An 18539-nucleotide genomic window follows, 5' to 3' on the forward strand; every position below is an offset into this window, starting at 1 on the left:
CATTTTAGTCTTCGGTTGAGAACGGAATGAAGGGTCCTTCATTTTTGTTCTGCTTTCTGAATTCCGCAGGAGACATCCCATATTCTGTTCTGAATACTCTGGAAAAATGGTCGGCACTGTTATAGCCGATTTCCTCTGCAATCTCATTTATTTTCTGAGAGGTGTTAACAAGTAAATCCTTTGCATCCCTCATTCTTAAGGCTTTTATCAGATCGGTAAAGTTTTTTCCTGTATTCTGCTTTATCAGAGTGCTAAGGTGCGGCTCCGAGTAATGGAAAAACTCAGCGAGAGCGGACAGATTAAGGTTCTTGTAGTTGTGCTGAATATACTGCAGTACAAGCGAGAAATCCGAGTTAATGTCATAGTTATAAAAGGATATGGTCTTACTGTAATTTCGGAGCAGGTTTGCAAAGAACAGATTTATCAGATTGATGCAGCAGTTATTGCTATAGCTGTCATGGTTCTCTGTTTCTATGAGGAGTTTTCTTAAAAAAATCCTGCACTCCATATTGTTTTCGGTAAAAAGCATAAGGTAATTTGTGCGGTCTTCATTTTTTAAAATATTGCGGAAAAAACCGGATAACAGATCTTCATGATGCATAAAGGAAGAAAAGGTGCTCTCAAAGGTACTTTTCCTGATGCAAACGGTATAAACGATGGAGGATTCGTCTTCTATGATGACATCATGGCTTGATCCCGGGGCAATAATACAGACCTCTCCCTCGTGCATGGGGTGGGCTGATTCTTCAAAATAAAAAACAGCACTACCCTTTACGATAAAATTTATCTCAAAGTAATTGTGAACGTGAGATACATGACGTGTTAGGCGGGGGTGACGGATTGTGAAAACATCAAAAAGAGTGGGGATCATTTTTTCCTCACCTATTTCATTTGAGCTGGAATACTGACCTCCGATCCGGATAGGGATAGAATCAACCAGTTTATCAAAATCTTCATCATTCATGGAAAGAGCATCAAGAGGAATCCTGCAAAAGGATGGAGCTGAGTCCATCATTCCTTTTTCCTCCATTCGCTGTATCATTTCCGTGAACTGAAGCTTCATCCCTGTTCGACTGTAATAGGAGTTCATTTCATTCTGGAATTTTCCGTAGGTCGTATATTTTGTCATAACACTATTACCTTTCAATATATTGCCTTACAGCCTCATATCCGCATTTAGTGATATCTGAGATTTTTAGACTTGGACATTCGATTAAAAAATGTCGGATGGTTAAAAACAAATGCTGTTCAAGTGTTTTTATATAGAATATAAAATTCTAAACATGAAAGCAATGGTTAACAGAAATTTTGAGGTTTTAAGGGAGTATTGTAATGTTTGACTATAAGGAAAAACCATTTAATCTCAGTGATGAAAAGATTGGATGGGTTGAAAGTACATATGAAAAAATGACGCTTGAAGAGAAAATAGGGCAGCTTTTTTGCCCCGTTGTTTTTGATAAGGATGAGAAGACTTTAAAGGCTTTTCTTGAAAAATATAAGGTCGGCGGAATTCTTTACAGAGAAGGTCCCGGAGAAGAGATAAGAAAAGCCCAGAGTTTTTTACAAAAAGAAAGTAAAATACCTCTCCTTACAGCGGCTAATCTTGAATATGGCGGAAACGGCTCTGCTGTTGAAGGAACTTACTATGGCAGGGAAATGCTTGTTGGAGCAACGGGAAATACAGAGAGAGGCTATCAGCTTGGAAAGGTAAGCTGTGCTGAAGGTGCTGCAGTCGGTGATAACTGGTCGTTTGCACCGGTGGTTGATCTGGACAGAAATTATCATAATCCCATTATCAATGTAAGAGCATTTTCAAAGGATGTTCAGACTGTCATAGATATGGGACGCGGATACCTTAAGGCAGCTGCGGAAGAAGGCGTGGCAACTGCCGTCAAGCATTTTCCGGGTGATGGAATTGATGAGAGGGATCAGCACCTTGTGACAAGCGTCAATTCATTATCTGTAGAAGAATGGGATGAGACCTTCGGAAAAATATATGAAGCAATGATTGAGGAAGGGACGCTTAGCGTAATGGCAGGACATATAGCAATGCCTGCCTATGAGGAATATTTTGACAAGCAGGCACCGCAAAAGATAATCCCCGCTACACTTTCAGAAAATCTGTTAAAGCGACTTCTTCGTGAAAAGCTTGGATTTAACGGACTTATAGTTTCCGATGCAACACCCATGGTTGGTTTTTGCAGTGCAATGGACAGAGAACATGCCGTACCTCTTTCCATTGAAAACGGTTGCGACATGTTTTTGTTTAATAGAAATATAGATGAAGACTACGAATTCATGCGCAGAGGATACGAGAAGGGCATCCTGTCAAAAGAACGCCTTGAGGAGGCAGTAAAGCGGATTCTGGCTACAAAGGCTGCACTAAAACTTCCTGAAAAGAAGGAGAAGGGCATACTTGTTCCCGGTAAAGAAGCGCTTGAAATCTTGTCATGTGATAAGCATGTGGAATGGGCAAAGCAGTGCGCTGATGAGGGTGTAACTCTGGTAAAGGATACACAGAAACTGCTTCCGATAAATCCCGAAAAGCACAGACGTATCCTTCTTGAGCTGATGGGTGGTTTTGAGTCCGATGAGAGAGTTACGGATTATATGATGAAAAAGCTTTCTGAGGAAGGCTTCGAAGTAACCTTATATAAAAAGGAAGGCTTTGAAGTAATGACGGATTCCGTAGAAAAATTAAAGTCATCCTATGACCTTATCCTATATGTGGGAAATATTGAAACGGCATCAAATAAGACAACAGCCAGAATGAACTGGCATACAATGTTCGGACTCGGAAACAATATGCCCTGGATGGTCCATGAACTGCCGGTTATGTTCGTAAGCCTCGGTAATCCCTACCATCTGCTTGATACACCGATGATAAAGACCTTTATAAACGGATATTGTAATTCGGAATTTGTCATGGATGCAGTAGTGGATAAAATCCTTGGAAGAAGCGATTTTAAAGGAAAATCTCCCATAGATCCTTTTTGCGGGAAGATGGATTTGAGATTTTGATGAAGCTATGACTTCCTAAACGCACAAATGAAAATGTGTTTGAAAATCAAAACTTATGAATTTATGGATGAGGAGAAACTTATTACAGTATGAAAGCACTTATTTTTGACCTGGACGGAGTCCTTGTTTTTACAGATAAATATCATTACAAAGCATGGAAGATGATTGCAGATAAGCTGGGAATTCCTTTTGATGAGAAGAAAAATAACAGATTAAGAGGTGTAAGCAGAATGGAATCTCTTAACATTATTTTGGAAAACAGTACTTATGATTTTTCCTTAGAGGAAAAGGAAATCCTTGCTGAAGAAAAAAATGAGTATTACAGGAAACTTCTTGGAACAATGACTCCCGGGGATGTGTCACCGGAAGTAAGAAAAACACTTAAAGAACTAAGAAGTAGAGGGCATAAGCTCGCAATCGGATCATCCAGCAGGAATACGAAATATATTTTGGAAAAAGTTGAGCTGGAGGATTATTTTGATGCGGTTTCAGACGGCACGAACATAACAAGATCAAAGCCTGATCCGGAGGTTTTCGAAAAAGCCGCTGAGTTTATTTTGGAGGATCCCCATAACTGTATTGTTGTAGAGGATGCACGTGCGGGTGTTGATGCCGGAAAGGCAGCAGGGATGACAGTTGCGGGCATAGGCGAAGCATCAGCTTATGAAAAGACGGATTACCCAATAGATAGTTTTGCGGAATTGCTGAATATTAATTAAGTATAAAGATATGAGGAATTTCCTTGAGCATATATAATTCATATGTTACAATTTGTGCAATTTAAGACAGATAGTTTTATGGTGCCGCTGCAGCTTGTGGTTTTACATGATCTTAAAAAGAGAATTCGAAATTGTTTGAGGTCCGGTGTATAACGCAAATTTTTTTGTCAGGCTGCAGAGGTTAAAAGGGAAACAGGTGCAAAACCTGTGCGAACTCGTCACTGTAAATGCGGAGTACTGTTATCGCATCTTGATGACCACTGGGATATCCCGGGAAGGCAGATGACAGTATGATGATGCATGAGCCAGGAAACCTGCCATATAACAGGTACAGGAATTTTTTCCGGATCACGAGTAATTGATCGTACTGAACAAACAGGGTTTAAAACCCTGTGTTTTTCGTGTGCAAAAGACCCGTTCCGGTAATTTCCGGTACGGGTCTTATTATTTTATGCAGAGCACTTAGCGAGTTTTTTAGGCTCAGTGCGTGCTTGCTTTTCAACAAGCAATAATTTATCTACAGGAGGATTATTATGAGAAAGAAACTATTAACCGCAATTTTGATTGCTGCAACATCAATGTCACTTCTTGCAGGTTGTGGCAGCACAGCGGCAGACAATACCGCAGGTACCGAAGCTGTGGATGCCGGCAGTGAAGAAAAGGCAGAGGATGTTGAGACTTCCAAGGAGGAAGAGGCAACAGGCGAGGAGAGCGAAGCAGATGCAGAGGCTACTGAGGAGGCTGAAGACTCAGAGAATGCAGAGACTTCGGGAGATGAGAATGCGGATATGAGCGATGAAGAGAGAGCAAAGGAAGTAGCGGATCTTATTGATTCCATATATGTTCAGGAAAGAACCGACGAAACAGATGAGCTCTGTGAGAAAGCAAAGGCAGCATGGGATGCCTTAAGTGATGAGCAGAAAGAGATGGTAGAAGGTGAGGAAGCAGATCCTGATTACTTTGGAAGAGACACAGGAGATGCTTCTAAGGATGATTCGTTAAATGCTGATGACATCGGAGAAAACGAGATCCTTGTAGTTAGCTTCGGAACCTCCTTTAATGACAGCAGAGTAGAGGACATAAGTGGAATTGAGCAGGCTATCGCCAAGGCAAATCCTGACTGGTCCGTACGCAGAGCTTTTACAGCCCAGATTATTATCAATCATGTTCAGGCAAGAGACGGAGAAAAGATTGACAATGTTGAGCAGGCACTTGACAGAGCGGTTGCAAACGGTGTAAAGAAGCTGGTGGTTCAGCCTACACACCTTATGCATGGCGCTGAGTATGATGAGCTTACTGAAACATTAGAGAAATATACAGATAAATTCGACAGTGTAAGCGTAGCAGAACCGCTCCTTGGAGAAGTAGGAAATGATGCTACTGTGATCAATGAGGATAAGAAGGCAGTGGCTTGTGCTATCACAGAGGAAGCTGTAAAGTCAGCAGGCTTTGATAAGCTTGAGGATGCCGCAGCAGATGGAACAGCATTTGTGTTCATGGGACATGGAACTGCTCACACTGCTAAGGTAAGTTATTCACAGATGGCAACACAGATGAAAGAGCTTGGCTATGAGAATGTTTTCATCGGAACAGTTGAAGGTGAGCCCGAGGACACAGCATGTGATAAGGTGATCGAAGCTGTTAAGGAAGCAGGATATACCAAGGTTGTACTTCGTCCGCTCATGGTAGTTGCGGGTGATCACGCAAACAATGATATGGCAGGAGATGACGATGATTCCTGGAAGAGCATGTTTGAGGCTTCAGGTGCTTTTGAATCTGTTGATTGTCAGATTGAAGGTCTTGGAAGAATTGATGCAGTAAAAGAACTTTACGTTGCACATACAAAGGCTGCTCTTGATGCTGAGGGTGACACAAAGGCTGCAGCAGAGAGCGCAGCTGCTGTTGAAGACGGCGAGTATCAGGCAAAGTTTACAACCGACAGCTCTATGTTTAAGGTAAACGAAACCTGTGATGGTATGGGAACACTGACTGTAAAAGATGGCAAGATGACTATTCATATTACTCTTCCTTCTGAGAATATCGTTAATCTTTTCACTGGTGTGGCAGAGGATGCCGCAAAGGATGGAGCAGAGCTTCTTATGCCCACAAAGGATGAGGTTAAATACGATGACGGAACAACTGAGACTGTAAACGGTTTTGATGTACCTGTTCCTTATCTTGATAAGGAGTTTGATCTTGCACTTATCGGAACAAAGGGTAAATGGTATGACCATAAGGTTGTTGTTGAAACTCCCGCAAAGTAATAAGCGTTTACATTCAGATGGTGATAGAGAAAAATGTTTATGTAAACGTGGTTTGATAGAAGGATCAGATTACTGAATGATAAAAAGATTATCAATAATTTTCTTATTCTTACTTATATCTTTAGGTGTAACCTCCTGCACTTCGCAGGGGGTTACTTCCTCTTATCAAAAAAATGAGGAAATTAAAAAAAAGACATATACGATTGATATAAAATTCGAAGGCGGCTCGGGGAAAGCCTATATAAAATCCCCGGTTGAAATTACAGATGTCGATGGAAGGCTGACAGCCAGATTCGTGTGGAGCAGTAAGAATTACGACTACATGATAGTAAACGGCATCAGATATGAAAATGAAAATAACGGTGGTGAATCCACCTTTACTGTTGAAATAGATAATATTTCAGAGCCTCTTAAGGTTATCGGAGATACGGTGGCGATGAGTACTCCCCATGAGATTGAGTATCTGATAACCTGGGGCGAAAAAGGCGAGGTTAGGACTGAGAGCATTGAAGCCATAGAAACAAACAGGGAGGAAGTAAGAAAAGCACTTTCTTCGTCAGGCCTTGTAAAATCGGAAACGGAAGCATTGGAATACGCGGCGGGTTTTGAGATTGAAAAGTATGGAGATTACGCTTACATTTCAATTGAAAACTCAGGAGACTATCTGCTGGTTCCCAAAAATAAGGAAGTGCCGGATAAGCTTCCAAAGAGCGTTGTGATCTTACAAAAGCCCCTTGATAGAACTTATCTCGTATCGACTTCTGCAATGGATCTTATAAATACCTGCGATGCGCTTCCCATGGTGAAGTTATCGGGGACGAAGGAAAGCGACTGGTATATAGATGCCGCAAAAGAGTCGATGGAAAAAGGCGAGCTTATATATGCGGGAAAGTACAGAGCTCCTGATTATGAGCTTATTTTACAAACGGGTTGTAATCTTGCCATAGAGAACACAATGATATATCACGAGCCTGCTGTAAAGGAGAAGCTTACAGAGCTTGGAATTCCGGTACTCGTTGAGACCTCAAGTTACGAAAGGGACCCGATAGGCCGCCTTGAATGGATAAAGCTTTACGGAGTTTTATTTGACAGGGAAAAGGAAGCAAAAGAGTATTTTGACGAGCAGCTTGGAATCATCAAACCTATTATGGAGAAAAAAGCAGATACCGGTAAGACGGTTGCATTTTTTCATGTGACTGCAAACGGAATGATAAATGTCAGAAAATCCGGCGATTACATCACAAAAATGATCGAGCTTGCAGGCGGAAATTATGCACTGACAGGAGCGGGTGAAGGAGATAATGCACTGTCTTCAATGAATATGCAGATGGAGGACTTCTACGCACAGGCTGCGGATGCAGACATCATTATATACAACAGCACTATTGGCGGGGAGATTTCTTCCATCGAAGAACTGATTGGGAAAAACAATCTGTTTAAGGACTTTAAGGCAGTGAAAGAGAAAAGGGTATATTGCACGGAGAGAAATCTTTTTCAGCAGATAACGGGAATGGCTGAATTTATGAAGGATTTAAATGATGTGTTTATGGAAAAGGACAGAGACTATACCTATTTAAACAAACTGGAATAATAGTTATGAGTAAAAGACGGGCGTTTATATTTTTTGTGTTAATAGTAATACTTATAGCAGTGTTTGTCTGGATAAACATAATTCTTGGGAGTGCCTATATGCCTGCGAAGGATGTATTAAGGATACTTGCGGGTGATGACAGCGATACCATGCAGATGAACATTATATATAACATCAGGCTTCCGAGGACGGTTTCCGCATTTCTGCTTGGGGGAGCACTTGCACTTTCGGGATATCTTCTTCAGACCTTTTTCGGGAATCCTATAGTAGGTCCCTTTGTGCTGGGCATTTCTTCGGGAGCAAAGCTGCTTGTAGCAATAACAATGATTTTCTTTTTATCTGCCGGAAAAGAAATGGGTCTTAACATGATGGTATTTTCGGCATTTATAGGCGCGACCTGCGCAATGTCCTTTGTGCTTGTTATTTCCGCAAAAGTAAAAAGTATGAGTATACTGGTTGTCTGCGGAATAATGATAGGTTATATCTGCTCTGCGATAACGGACTTTGTGGTGACCTTTGCGGATGATTCAAATATCGTCAATCTTCACAACTGGTCAATGGGGAGTCTGTCGGGAATTAATTGGGACGGAATTAGAGTCATATCGGTTATAGTTGCCGCAGGACTTATAATGACAGTGTTTATTTTAAAACCCATGAATGCATACAGGCTTGGGGAGGCTTATGCCAGAAGTGTCGGAGTAAATATAAAGGCACTAAGGATCATACTTATTTTTATATCAAGCCTTCTGGCTGCCTGTGTAACTGCTTTTGCGGGACCTATCTCCTTTGTCGGAATAGCGGTTCCTCATCTTGTAAGGCTGTGTCTTAAGACAGACAGTGCGCATGTGATGATACCGGCAAGCTTTCTCGGAGGAGCGCTGGTTACACTTTTTTGTGATGTGATCGCAAGAACGGTTTTTGCCCCAACGGAAGTAAGCATCAGCTCTGTTACCGCAGTATTCCTAGTACCTGTGGTAATATTCATGATGATAAAGAGAAGCGGACGAAACTAAAGGCAAAAGCTTGCGGACGGATAAGGATTAAATGAATAAAACAGACGGAATACGAACCGAAAAATTAAATATCGGCTACAAAACAAATCTGATAGAGGATATCTGTTTTTCTGTGAAACCGGGAGAAATAGTTACGCTTATAGGCCCAAACGGATGCGGCAAGACTACGCTTTTAAAGACTCTTACGGGTGAGCTTAAGGACCGTGGAGGCGTGGTATATTTAAACGGAGATGACAGAGCCATGCTTAAGGCATCTGAAATTGCAAGGCGTATGTCACTTGTTATGACCTACAAAATAAAACCTGAGCTTATGACCTGCAGGGAAGTAGTGGAGACGGGAAGATATCCATATACGGGAAAGCTTGGAATTTTGTCGGATGTAGACAAACAAAAGGTGGATGAAGCTATGGAGTGGACTGATGTTTCACTGCTTGGCGATTCCTTTTTTACCAATATAAGCGATGGACAAAAGCAAAGAGTCCTCCTTGCAAGGGCAATCTGTCAGGAACCTGAGATACTGATTCTTGATGAGCCTACATCGTTTCTTGATATCAGACATAAGATAGACATCCTTGTGAAAATAAGAGATTTTGTAAGAAAAAAGAATGTGGCTGTTTTAATGTCACTTCATGAACTTGGAATAGCAAGAAATATTTCGGACACCGTGGTTGCGATCGGAGAGGGAGAAGTCATGAGAATAGGAACTCCCGCAGAGGTCTTTGAGGAAGCTTTCATAAGAAGACTTTATCATATTGAAAATACAGATATAGAGATATTGGGAGAAACACCATGGCTAAAGTGATAATGATTCAGGGGACTATGTCCAATGCCGGAAAAAGTGTTATAGCAGCAGGTCTTTGCAGGATTTTTTCCGATGACGGTTACAGAGTGGCTCCATTTAAATCCCAGAACATGGCGCTCAATTCCTACATAACAGAGGAAGGCCTGGAGATGGGAAGAGCTCAGGTCATGCAGGCTGAGTGCGCAAGAACAAAGCCTTTGGCAATAATGAATCCGATACTGCTAAAGCCTACAAGCGATGTCGGCTCTCAGGTTATAGTAAACGGCAGAGTTGTCGGAAACATGAAAGCCATGGAATACTTCAGACATAAGAAGGATTATGTAAAAGATATCCTTCTGGCTTACGAAAAGCTGTCCCAAATGTCGGACATCATAGTTGTTGAAGGGGCAGGTTCTCCTGTGGAGATGAACCTGAAAAAGGACGATATAGTAAATATGGGACTGGCAAAGCTTCTTGACGCACCGGTCCTTCTTGTCGGAGATATCGACAGGGGCGGAGTTTTCGCACAGCTCCTTGGAACGCTTGATCTTTTTACAAAGGAAGAAAGAGACAGGGTTAAGGGACTTATAGTAAACAAGTTCAGAGGAGACAGCCGCCTTTTTGAGGACGGAATTCAGATCCTTGAAGAGAGGGGAAAGACGAGAGTTGTGGGAGTTGTCCCGCATATGCAGGTGACGCTGGACGATGAGGACTCCCTGTCGGAGAGATTTGAAAAAAGAGGTGCAGGAAGCTTTGATATAGCAGTTATAAGACTTCCGCATATTTCTAATTTTACGGATTTTAATACCTTTGAGCAGATTGAAGATGTATCTGTAAGATATGTCACGAGAAAAAACGAACTTGGAAATCCTGACATAATAATCATTCCGGGATCCAAGAACACTATATTCGACCTAAGGAGCATAAAGGAAAGCGGACTTGCCGATGCCGTGATAAGGCTTGCGGAAAACGAAACCTGTGTGTTTGGAATTTGCGGCGGATATCAGATGCTAGGAAGATTTATAGACGATCCTTATAATGTGGAAGAGGGCGGAAGGGCAGAAGGGCTTAATCTTCTGCCTGCTGATACAACTCTTCTGAAGGAAAAGGTGAGGACAGAATATGAGGGAGAAGTTGTAGGTGCTACAGGGATTCTCTGTGGGATGGAAGGCTGCATGGTTTCCGGCTATGAGATTCATATGGGAAAAACAAAGCCGTATGAGAATATAACCGGGTTTACTGACAAAGAAACAGGCTATTGTAAGGGCAATGTTTACGGAACTTACATACATGGCTTTTTTGATAAAAAAGAAATCGCACAGGCAGTAATTAAAAAGGTCTCCGAAAAAAACGGGAAAAGGACCTTAGCCGATTCTGTTATGGATTATTCGGATTTTAAGGACAGTCAGTATGACATTCTCGCAAAGGGATTAAGAGAAAGCCTTGATATGGAATATATTTACGAAATTATGGGACTGAAATAATGACAATAGATGAATTATTATCGCTTGAAATAAATAAGCCCTCTGAGGAGGTTTTTAAAAAATCCAGGGAAAAATGGGATGCAATAGCAAAGCCCATTGACGGTCTGGGTGATTTTGAAGATATGGTGAGCAAAATAGCGGGAATACAGAAAAGAGTATGTCCTGACCTGTCGAAGAAAGCTCATATCATAATGTGTGCGGACAACGGGGTGTTCGAGGAGGGCGTATCACAGACAAGTCAGAGAGTAACCTATGATGTAGCAAAACTCATGGGCGAAAGAAAGAGTTCTGTCGGAAGTATGACAAAGGGATATCCTCTGGACTTTTTTGTATATGATGTGGGAATAAACTCAGAGGATACACCTGAAGGCGTCATAAATGCAAAGATAAGAAAAGGCACAGGGAATTTTGTAAAAGGACCTGCAATGGAAATTCGGGAGTGCCTCTTAGCAATAGAAACCGGAATAAATGCGGTGAAAAGATGTCATGAGGAAGGATACGGCATAATTTCCACAGGAGAGATGGGAATAGGAAATACCACCACAAGTACTGCGCTTCTTTGTGTATTAGAGGGCCTTAGTCCTTCGGATTATACGGGTAAAGGTGCGGGTCTTACAGAGAGTGGTTTGAAGAAAAAAACAGAAGTCATAGAGAAGGGAATTTCTCTATGTAATATGGAGATGACAGCTGCCGGGGAAATTTCAAAAGAGGAAATCTTAAGAGTGCTCAGCTTCCTTGGTGGGTTGGATATTGCTGCGCTAACAGGTGTTTTTATAGGCGGAGCTTTGTATGGTATACCCGTTGTGATTGACGGCCTCATAAGCGCGGTAGCTGCGTTTATAGCAGAAAAGCTTCTGCCCGGATGCAGAGATTATATGCTTCCTTCACATATGGGAAGGGAGAAGGGCATGACTATTATCATGTGTGAAATGGGGTTAAAGCCTGTTATAAACGCTGACCTTGCTCTTGGAGAGGGAACCGGTGCGGTGCTTCTTTTTCCCATGCTTGATATGGTGATGTCACTGTACGGAGAAGGAACCTCCTTTGAAGATACCGTGATAGACCAGTATGAGAGGTATGATACATGATTTATTTGGTTATGGGCACTAAGAATAGTGGAAAATCCCTGCTTGCGGAGGACCTTGCCATAAATACGGGCGACCCGCACAGAATATATCTTGCCACCATGAAAATCTATGATGATGAGGGAAAAGAAAGGGTTCAAAGGCACAGAAGGCAGCGAGAAGGAAAGGGGTTTGACACCATTGAACGGGAATATAATATTACCGATGTGATAAGCAGTATAGACGAGCCCGGTAAGACGACAGTACTTCTTGAATGCGTATCCAATCTTGTGGGAAATGAGATGTACGAAAATGCGAAGGAGAGAGGCTTTTGTGATCTGAAAGCTGATATCTTAAAAGACATGATTTCAGATGACTCTTCTGAAAAGCAAAGCTGCAATCTTCTGAATGATTTTTCGGAAATAATTGCAGAGGACATAAAAAGGCTTGGAGACAGCGTGAATAATCTCATAATCGTTACCAATGAGTATGAAAAGGACGCAGAGGGATATGATGATGAGACAAGGCTTTATGTGAAGGTTCTCTGCATGGTAAATAAGAACTTAATGGATTTTTCGGATAAAATATATGATCTTCGGAAAGAGGGAAAAACTTGAATATATTCAGATGGCTTGCAGTAACTTTTTCTATGTACAGTAAAATACCGATGCCCGTATTTGAATGGAAGGAAGATGATATGGCTCACAGCCTGACCTTTTTTCCTGCTGTCGGAGCTGTTATAGGAGGACTTGTATATATATTAAATAGTGTACCACACGTAAATACACTACCTGTGGCAGTAAGGATTATCCTTACACTTGCAGTTCCGCTTATCATCACCGGCGGTTTTCATGTTGACGGTTTTATGGATACGGAGGATGCCCTTCATTCCTATGCATCAAAGGACAAAAAACTTGAAATTTTAAAGGATGCTCACATAGGTGCTTTTGCGGTAATTTCACTTTTAAAGTGGGAACTGCTATATGCGGCAGGAATAACCGGAATTTTACTAAGTGAAAAATGTGATGAGAGGCTTCTTGCCATACTCGGAATGTCCTTCGTTCTTTCCAGAGCTCTCAGTGGACTTACTTCGATACTTTTTACGAAGGCAAGGAAAAGCGGAATGCTATATGAGGAAACAAAAAATAAGCAGAGGGGGACGGTTTTTGCTCTTACACTCTGGGTGCTTTTTTCCTGTGCAGTAATGGTTTATATGAATGTGCTGTACGGTCTTTTGGTGATACTGTCCTTTGCGGGCTTTTCCATTTACTACAGATATAAAGCCTACAAGGAATTTGGCGGTGTGACGGGAGATACGGCAGGCTTTTTCCTTACCGTTGGGGAAATTGTAAGCACACTTGTTCTGGCGATTACGCTGTATGTGTTTTGATAGTGACCGATAAAAGGGACAATATTTTGAAGCAGGAGACAGTCTTAAAAGATAATGCAGATGATAGCAGACATTTTAAAAGCTCATATTGTAAGTCTGGTTTTGGGAATCATACTTGATCAGATAGTCGGAGATCCGCACTCTGTGCCGCATCCTATAAGAGCTATAGGAAATCTGATTTATGCTTTGGAAAAAAGATTTCTTGGAAGAGATCTTGTGGCCGGGGAAAGAAACGGAGAAAAGGAAAAAAGAAACGGGACTCTTTTATGGTTCATTGTTGTGATAACAGTTTTTACCGTCACGCTTCTTGTTGTAATGACTGCATATAAATTAAATAAGAACCTTGGGATTTTTGCAGAAGTGGTGCTGACCTGCTATATTCTGGCCGCAAGGAGTCTTAGCAGAGAGAGCATGGCAGTTTACAGAGAATTACAAAAGGGAGATATAAATGGCGCAAGGTTTTCTCTTTCAATGATAGTCGGGCGTGATACGGATGAGCTTTCTTATGAAGAAATCACCAAGGCTGCTGTTGAGACTGTGGCTGAAAATACATCTGACGGAGTTATTGCGCCTCTTATTTATACCGCAATAGGCGGGCCTGTTTTGGGTATGACTTACAAGGCAGTAAATACAATGGACTCAATGCTCGGATATAAAAATGAACGATATGAGAACTTCGGTTTTTTTGCTGCAAAGGCAGATGATGTTTTTAATTTTATACCTTCAAGACTAAGTGCTCTTTTTATGGTGACGGGAGCCTTTGTGCTTGGCATTTTTTCACGCGAATACAGTGGGATGAGGGCCTTTAAAATATGGCGAAGAGACAGATATAATCACAAATCACCTAATTCTGCGCAGACAGAAAGCGTGTGTGCCGGAGCATTGGGGCTAAAGCTTGGCGGTACACATTTATATAAAGGTGTTCCGGTGGAAAAACCGACTATAGGTGATGAGATAAGAAAGGCCGAAGCTGAGGATATTAAAAGAGCGGGAAAGCTTATGTTTATAACAGAAGGCATTACCGCAATAGTGGTGATTGGTATGCTTAGCTTGTTGAGTCTGTAGAGCAGAATATTTAGAGCTTTCAGAAAAATATAAAAAGGATAGTCAAGCTATATGTCACATGGCGGAGATATATACAGAAACAAAGTAAATATTGATTTTTCGGTAAATTTAAATCCTCTTGGAATACAAAAAGAGGTTATGGATGCGGTGAGCGGGGCACTTCACAATGCCGGAAACTATCCTGATATCAGACAGGAAGAGGTCAGGTCAAAAATCGCGAAGGCATGGGGATTTGATAAAAGCTGTGCGTATGCAGGTGCCGGAGCATCTGAGCTCATCATGGCTATGGTAAGAGAGGTTACCCCTAAAAAGGCTCTGTTATATGAACCGGGATTTTCGGGCTATGAGTATGCGCTAAAGGCAGCGGGGTGCGAAATTGAGAAAAAGCTTCTTAGTGAAGATAACGGTTTTAAGCTTACCTTTCAGGATGCGGAAAGCATAAAAGAAGATATAGATATGGTGTTTATCTGTGATCCTGTAAATCCCACAGGCGCAAATATCGATGAGGATGTACTTTTAAGAATTCTTGATAAAGTATGCAAAACAGGCGCATATGTATGTCTTGACGAGAGTTTTTTTGCAATGTCCGATAAGGCAGGGAAGGAAGGCCTTTACTGTCATTCGAAGCTGATAAAAAAATATGAGCGTCTTTTTATTGTAAGATCAATGACAAAGCTTCTGTCTATGCCCGGGATCAGAATGGGATATGTCGTATCTTGTCCTGAAAATATAAAAAAGCTGATACAACAGCTTCCTGAGTGGAACCTTTCTTCTCCGGGCGAAGCGGGTATTATCAGTGGCATATTATTGGCAAAAGAATCCGATTTTATAGATAAAACGATGGACCTTATCAGTACTGAGAGGCGTTTTTTGGAGGATGAATTAAGGAAACTTGGTTTTAAGGTTTTTGAAAGCGATACTGCATTTATATTTTTTAAAGGCCCGGAGATGTTGTATGAGGCACTTCTCGAAAAGGGAATAATGATAAGGGACTGTAGTGATTATACGGGACTTTGTAAGGGCTATTACAGGATAGCGGTAAAAAGTCATGAAGATAACGAAAAACTGATTACAGCTATGAAAAATGAAAAAACTTTTGAAGAGGAATCCGGATGAATTTTGAAAAAGTTGAGCCATGGGAAATTGAAAAAAGAAGCTTTGAAATAATAACAAAAGAGCTTGAGGAAGCCGGGATCATTATTGATGAGGAAACGGCATTTATCACGAAGAGATGCATTCATACCTCTGCTGATTTTGATTATGCAAAGACTCTTCGGTTTTCAAAAGACGCTGTGGAAACAGTAAAAGAGCTCGTAAGAAACGGGGCATGTATTGTTACCGATACAAATATGGCTCTTTCGGGAATAAACAAGAAAAAGCTTTCTTTATTCGGTGGTGAGGCTTTTTGCTTTATGGCGGATGAGGATGTGGCTCTTGAAGCAAAAAAGCGGGGAATTACAAGAGCTGCGGTTTCTATGGAGAAGGCTGCAAAGCTGGACAGAGATGTAATTTTTGCGATCGGAAATGCTCCGACAGCACTCATAAAGCTGCATGAGATGATGGAAAAAAATATATTTATTCCGAACTTTGTTATAGGAGTGCCTGTCGGTTTTGTGAATGTGGTTTGGGCTAAGGAGCTTTTTTTAGATAGCGATGTGCCCTATATAATAAACGAAGGCAGGAAGGGCGGAAGCAACATCGCCGCCGCAATCTGCAATGCGATACTTTACGATCTTGGATGAGTGATTATTATCAGTAATATACGAGGACAATTATGGAGAAGGGATTCACAACAGGGAGCTGTGCTGCGGCAGCAGGTAAAGCTGCAGCTATCATGCTACTTTCCGGAAAAAAGAAGAACAGCATAGAAATCGATACTCCTGCCGGGATTAAGTATTGCCCGAAGATTGAGGCTGCGGATGTAGGCGAGGAATACGCAAGCTGTGCTGTGAGAAAGCAGTCAGGCGATGATCCAGATATAACAAACGGCACGCTTATTTACGCGAAGGTAAGCTTCGATAATACGCAGGGGTGCGATAAAAAAGTCATCATTGAAGGCGGAAAAGGTGTTGGCAGAGTAACACGTCCGGGACTCGATCAACCTGTGGGGAATGCAGCAATCAATTCTGTTCCGAGGCAGATGATTGAAAAAGAAGTCAGGGAAGTCATGGAGGTTTTTGACTGTGAAAAGAGCCTTAGGGTTGAAATCTCTGTGCCTGATGGAGAGGCGCTTTCGGAGAAAACCTTTAATCCGAGGCTTGGTATAGAGGGCGGCATTTCAATTATAGGGACGACCGGAATCGTTGAGCCCATGAGTACCAAAGCACTTCTTGATACCATAAAAGTTGAACTGAATCAGGCGAGAGCGCTGGGGAAGGAAACCATCGTGGTTTCGCCCGGAAACTACGGTTTGGAATTTATGAAGGAAAACTTTTCCTACAATCTGGACGAAGCCGTGAAATGCTCTAATTTTATAGGAGATACCATCGATATGGCAAAGGACCTTGGCTTTAAACGACTGCTTCTTTGCGGACACATCGGAAAGCTTATAAAGGTATCGGGAGGTATCATGAATACCCACTCAAGGGAGGCTGACTGCAGGATGGAGCTTATGGCTGCAGCTGCCATAAGATGTGATGCTTCGAAGGAAGCTCTTTTGGATATTCTGGGGTGTGTGTCCACGGAGGAAGCAATTTCAGTATATATACGGGAAGGCATAGAAAAACAGTGCTTTTCCTACATTATGGAGAAGATAGATTTTTATCTGAAAAAAAGAGCCGCTGGGCAGATTGATATAAGGTGTATTGTGTACTCAAATAAGTACGGACTTCTTGGAAAAACAGAAAATGCTGAGGAGTTATTGGATTTGTAATGTGATACTGAAATTGTACCTGTAATAGAAAGGGTACTAGTCAGATAAAATAATAGTTTTACGATGAGGAATGCGACTATGGTTAATTTCGTTGGTGCGGGTCCGGGGGCTGTTGATCTTATAACTGTAAGAGGAATGGAACTTATAAAAAAGGCAGATGTGATCATATATGCGGGAAGTCTGGTAAATCCTGAACTTTTGTCATACGTAAAAAAAGATGCCGTGGTATATAACAGCGCTGTAATGACGCTTGAGGAAGTTATGAAGGTTACATTGCAGGCAGATAAAGACGGACTTGAAGTAGTAAGGCTTCACACAGGAGAACCCAGTATATACGGCGCTGTAAGGGAGCAGATGGACATTCTGGACAAAGAGAACATAAGCTATGAATCCTGCCCCGGAGTAAGTGCATGCTTTGGTGCCGCTTCAAGCCTTGATCTTGAATATACACTTCCTGGAGTTTCGCAGACCCTGATCATAACAAGACTTGAAGGAAAGACCGGTGTTCCCGAAAAAGAGAAGATGGAGCTTCTTGCACAGCATCAGGCTTCAATGGCAATTTACTTAAGCGCAGGAATGCTGGAAGAACTTGCAGACAAGCTGATCCTTGGAGGATATTCCAAGGAAACTCCCGCAGCGATTGTTTATAAGGCGACCTGGCCGGAAGAAAAAAAGCTTATCTGTACAATAGGCGATATGGCAGAACAGGCAAAAAAAGAGAATATAACAAAGACTGCAATTGTGCTCATAGGAGATGCGATAAAGCATGGAAGATACGACAGATCAAAGCTGTACGACCCTTCATTTTCCACGGAGTTTAGGAAGGCGACCAAGTAAACATAGATCTTATGCCAATAACTTAAACTTCGCACGAAAAGAAGGGCTGAGCTTGCAGCTATCTGCCACCATCACCCTCAGACCATATACTCAGATGAACCGTCATCTGGCGAAATTCATAAGGCTCTTTGTTTTTTATCATGCGTGGGCAACATGTTTGAAAGATGTTTGCTTAAAGCCACTTACATTCTTTAGACTTTTCGCTGCGATATTCTCTCGCTTGAATTTTCTAATGCTCACACAGATTTCTTTGATTGTGCATGCGTGATAAAAATCGCTCATTCTTCGCTAATTATCACGCATGCACTTGAAATCTGTTATGCGAGCATAAGAAAATTCAAAGCTCAGGATCACTTGCCAAAAAGTCTAAAGAACGTTAGTGGCTTTTGCAAACAGCCTTGAGTTTTGCACCACGCATGAAATAAAGAAAAAACAAAG

General features: G+C 41.7%; 16 protein-coding genes and 1 riboswitch. Of the genes, 15 read left to right on the forward strand and 1 reads right to left on the reverse strand.

Annotated elements, in window-relative coordinates:
* Positions 1 to 4: 4 nt before the first annotated feature.
* Positions 5 to 1147 (reverse strand): AraC family transcriptional regulator, encoded by a 1143-nt coding sequence (locus BV60_RS0106165; protein ID WP_242840953.1) that lies wholly within the window; start codon positions 1145 to 1147, stop codon positions 5 to 7.
* A 185-nt stretch (positions 1148 to 1332) separates the two neighbouring features.
* Between BV60_RS0106165 and BV60_RS0106170 the strand changes: the two genes are divergently transcribed.
* The 15 genes from BV60_RS0106170 (at position 1333) to cobM (ending at position 18101) form a co-directional block, all read left to right on the forward strand.
* Positions 1333 to 3021: a glycoside hydrolase family 3 protein gene (locus BV60_RS0106170; protein ID WP_029320276.1), complete on the forward strand. Its 1689-nt coding sequence runs from the start codon at positions 1333 to 1335 to the stop codon at positions 3019 to 3021.
* Positions 3022 to 3110: 89 nt separating this feature from the next.
* Positions 3111 to 3740, forward strand: a complete 630-nt coding sequence (gene pgmB / locus BV60_RS0106175; protein ID WP_029320277.1) for a beta-phosphoglucomutase — start codon at positions 3111 to 3113, stop codon at positions 3738 to 3740.
* A gap of 121 nt (positions 3741 to 3861) precedes the next feature.
* A riboswitch (cobalamin riboswitch) is annotated at positions 3862 to 4076 on the forward strand.
* 197 nt (positions 4077 to 4273) lie between these two features.
* Positions 4274 to 6004, forward strand: a complete 1731-nt coding sequence (locus tag BV60_RS0106180; RefSeq protein WP_051656545.1) for a sirohydrochlorin cobaltochelatase — start codon at positions 4274 to 4276, stop codon at positions 6002 to 6004.
* Between the two features lie 76 nt (positions 6005 to 6080).
* Entirely contained in the window at positions 6081 to 7595 is a 1515-nt protein-coding gene (locus tag BV60_RS0106185; protein ID WP_029320281.1) for an ABC transporter substrate-binding protein, read from the forward strand.
* Between the two features lie 5 nt (positions 7596 to 7600).
* Positions 7601 to 8608, forward strand: coding sequence for a FecCD family ABC transporter permease (locus BV60_RS0106190; RefSeq protein ID WP_029320283.1), 1008 nt, complete (start codon positions 7601 to 7603; stop codon positions 8606 to 8608).
* A gap of 31 nt (positions 8609 to 8639) precedes the next feature.
* Positions 8640 to 9410 carry an ABC transporter ATP-binding protein gene (locus tag BV60_RS0106195; protein WP_051656546.1) on the forward strand — a complete coding sequence of 257 codons (771 nt, stop codon included), beginning with the start codon at positions 8640 to 8642 and terminating at the stop codon, positions 9408 to 9410.
* Entirely contained in the window at positions 9398 to 10873 is a 1476-nt protein-coding gene (locus BV60_RS0106200; RefSeq protein ID WP_029320285.1) for a cobyric acid synthase, read from the forward strand. The genes BV60_RS0106195 and BV60_RS0106200 overlap by 13 nt, the downstream gene beginning before the upstream one ends.
* Positions 10873 to 11961 (forward strand): nicotinate-nucleotide--dimethylbenzimidazole phosphoribosyltransferase, encoded by a 1089-nt coding sequence (locus tag BV60_RS0106205; protein WP_029320286.1) that lies wholly within the window; start codon positions 10873 to 10875, stop codon positions 11959 to 11961. Before BV60_RS0106200 ends, BV60_RS0106205 begins: the two co-directional genes overlap by 1 nt.
* Positions 11958 to 12554 (forward strand): bifunctional adenosylcobinamide kinase/adenosylcobinamide-phosphate guanylyltransferase, encoded by a 597-nt coding sequence (locus tag BV60_RS21740; protein WP_051656547.1) that lies wholly within the window; start codon positions 11958 to 11960, stop codon positions 12552 to 12554. Before BV60_RS0106205 ends, BV60_RS21740 begins: the two co-directional genes overlap by 4 nt.
* Positions 12551 to 13327, forward strand: coding sequence for an adenosylcobinamide-GDP ribazoletransferase (locus tag BV60_RS0106215; protein WP_029320288.1), 777 nt, complete (start codon positions 12551 to 12553; stop codon positions 13325 to 13327). Before BV60_RS21740 ends, BV60_RS0106215 begins: the two co-directional genes overlap by 4 nt.
* 60 nt (positions 13328 to 13387) lie before the next feature.
* Positions 13388 to 14392, forward strand: a complete 1005-nt coding sequence (cbiB, locus tag BV60_RS0106220; RefSeq protein WP_029320289.1) for an adenosylcobinamide-phosphate synthase CbiB — start codon at positions 13388 to 13390, stop codon at positions 14390 to 14392.
* 51 nt (positions 14393 to 14443) lie between these two features.
* On the forward strand, positions 14444 to 15508 hold the full coding sequence (locus tag BV60_RS0106225) for a pyridoxal phosphate-dependent aminotransferase (RefSeq protein WP_051656548.1): 1065 nt from the start codon (positions 14444 to 14446) through the stop codon (positions 15506 to 15508).
* Complete coding sequence (locus BV60_RS0106230) at positions 15505 to 16134, forward strand: precorrin-8X methylmutase (RefSeq protein WP_029320291.1); 630 nt, start codon at positions 15505 to 15507, stop codon at positions 16132 to 16134. The genes BV60_RS0106225 and BV60_RS0106230 overlap by 4 nt, the downstream gene beginning before the upstream one ends.
* A gap of 32 nt (positions 16135 to 16166) precedes the next feature.
* Positions 16167 to 17264, forward strand: a complete 1098-nt coding sequence (gene cbiD, locus BV60_RS0106235) for a cobalt-precorrin-5B (C(1))-methyltransferase CbiD (RefSeq protein ID WP_029320292.1) — start codon at positions 16167 to 16169, stop codon at positions 17262 to 17264.
* Between the two features lie 78 nt (positions 17265 to 17342).
* A complete protein-coding gene (gene cobM / locus BV60_RS0106240) occupies positions 17343 to 18101 on the forward strand; it encodes a precorrin-4 C(11)-methyltransferase (protein WP_029320293.1) in 759 nt (252 codons plus the stop codon).
* Positions 18102 to 18539: the final 438 nt, after the last annotated feature.

This window comes from Butyrivibrio sp. AE3004 (assembly GCF_000703165.1).
In the GTDB taxonomy this organism is placed as follows: Bacteria; Bacillota; Clostridia; order Lachnospirales; family Lachnospiraceae; genus Butyrivibrio.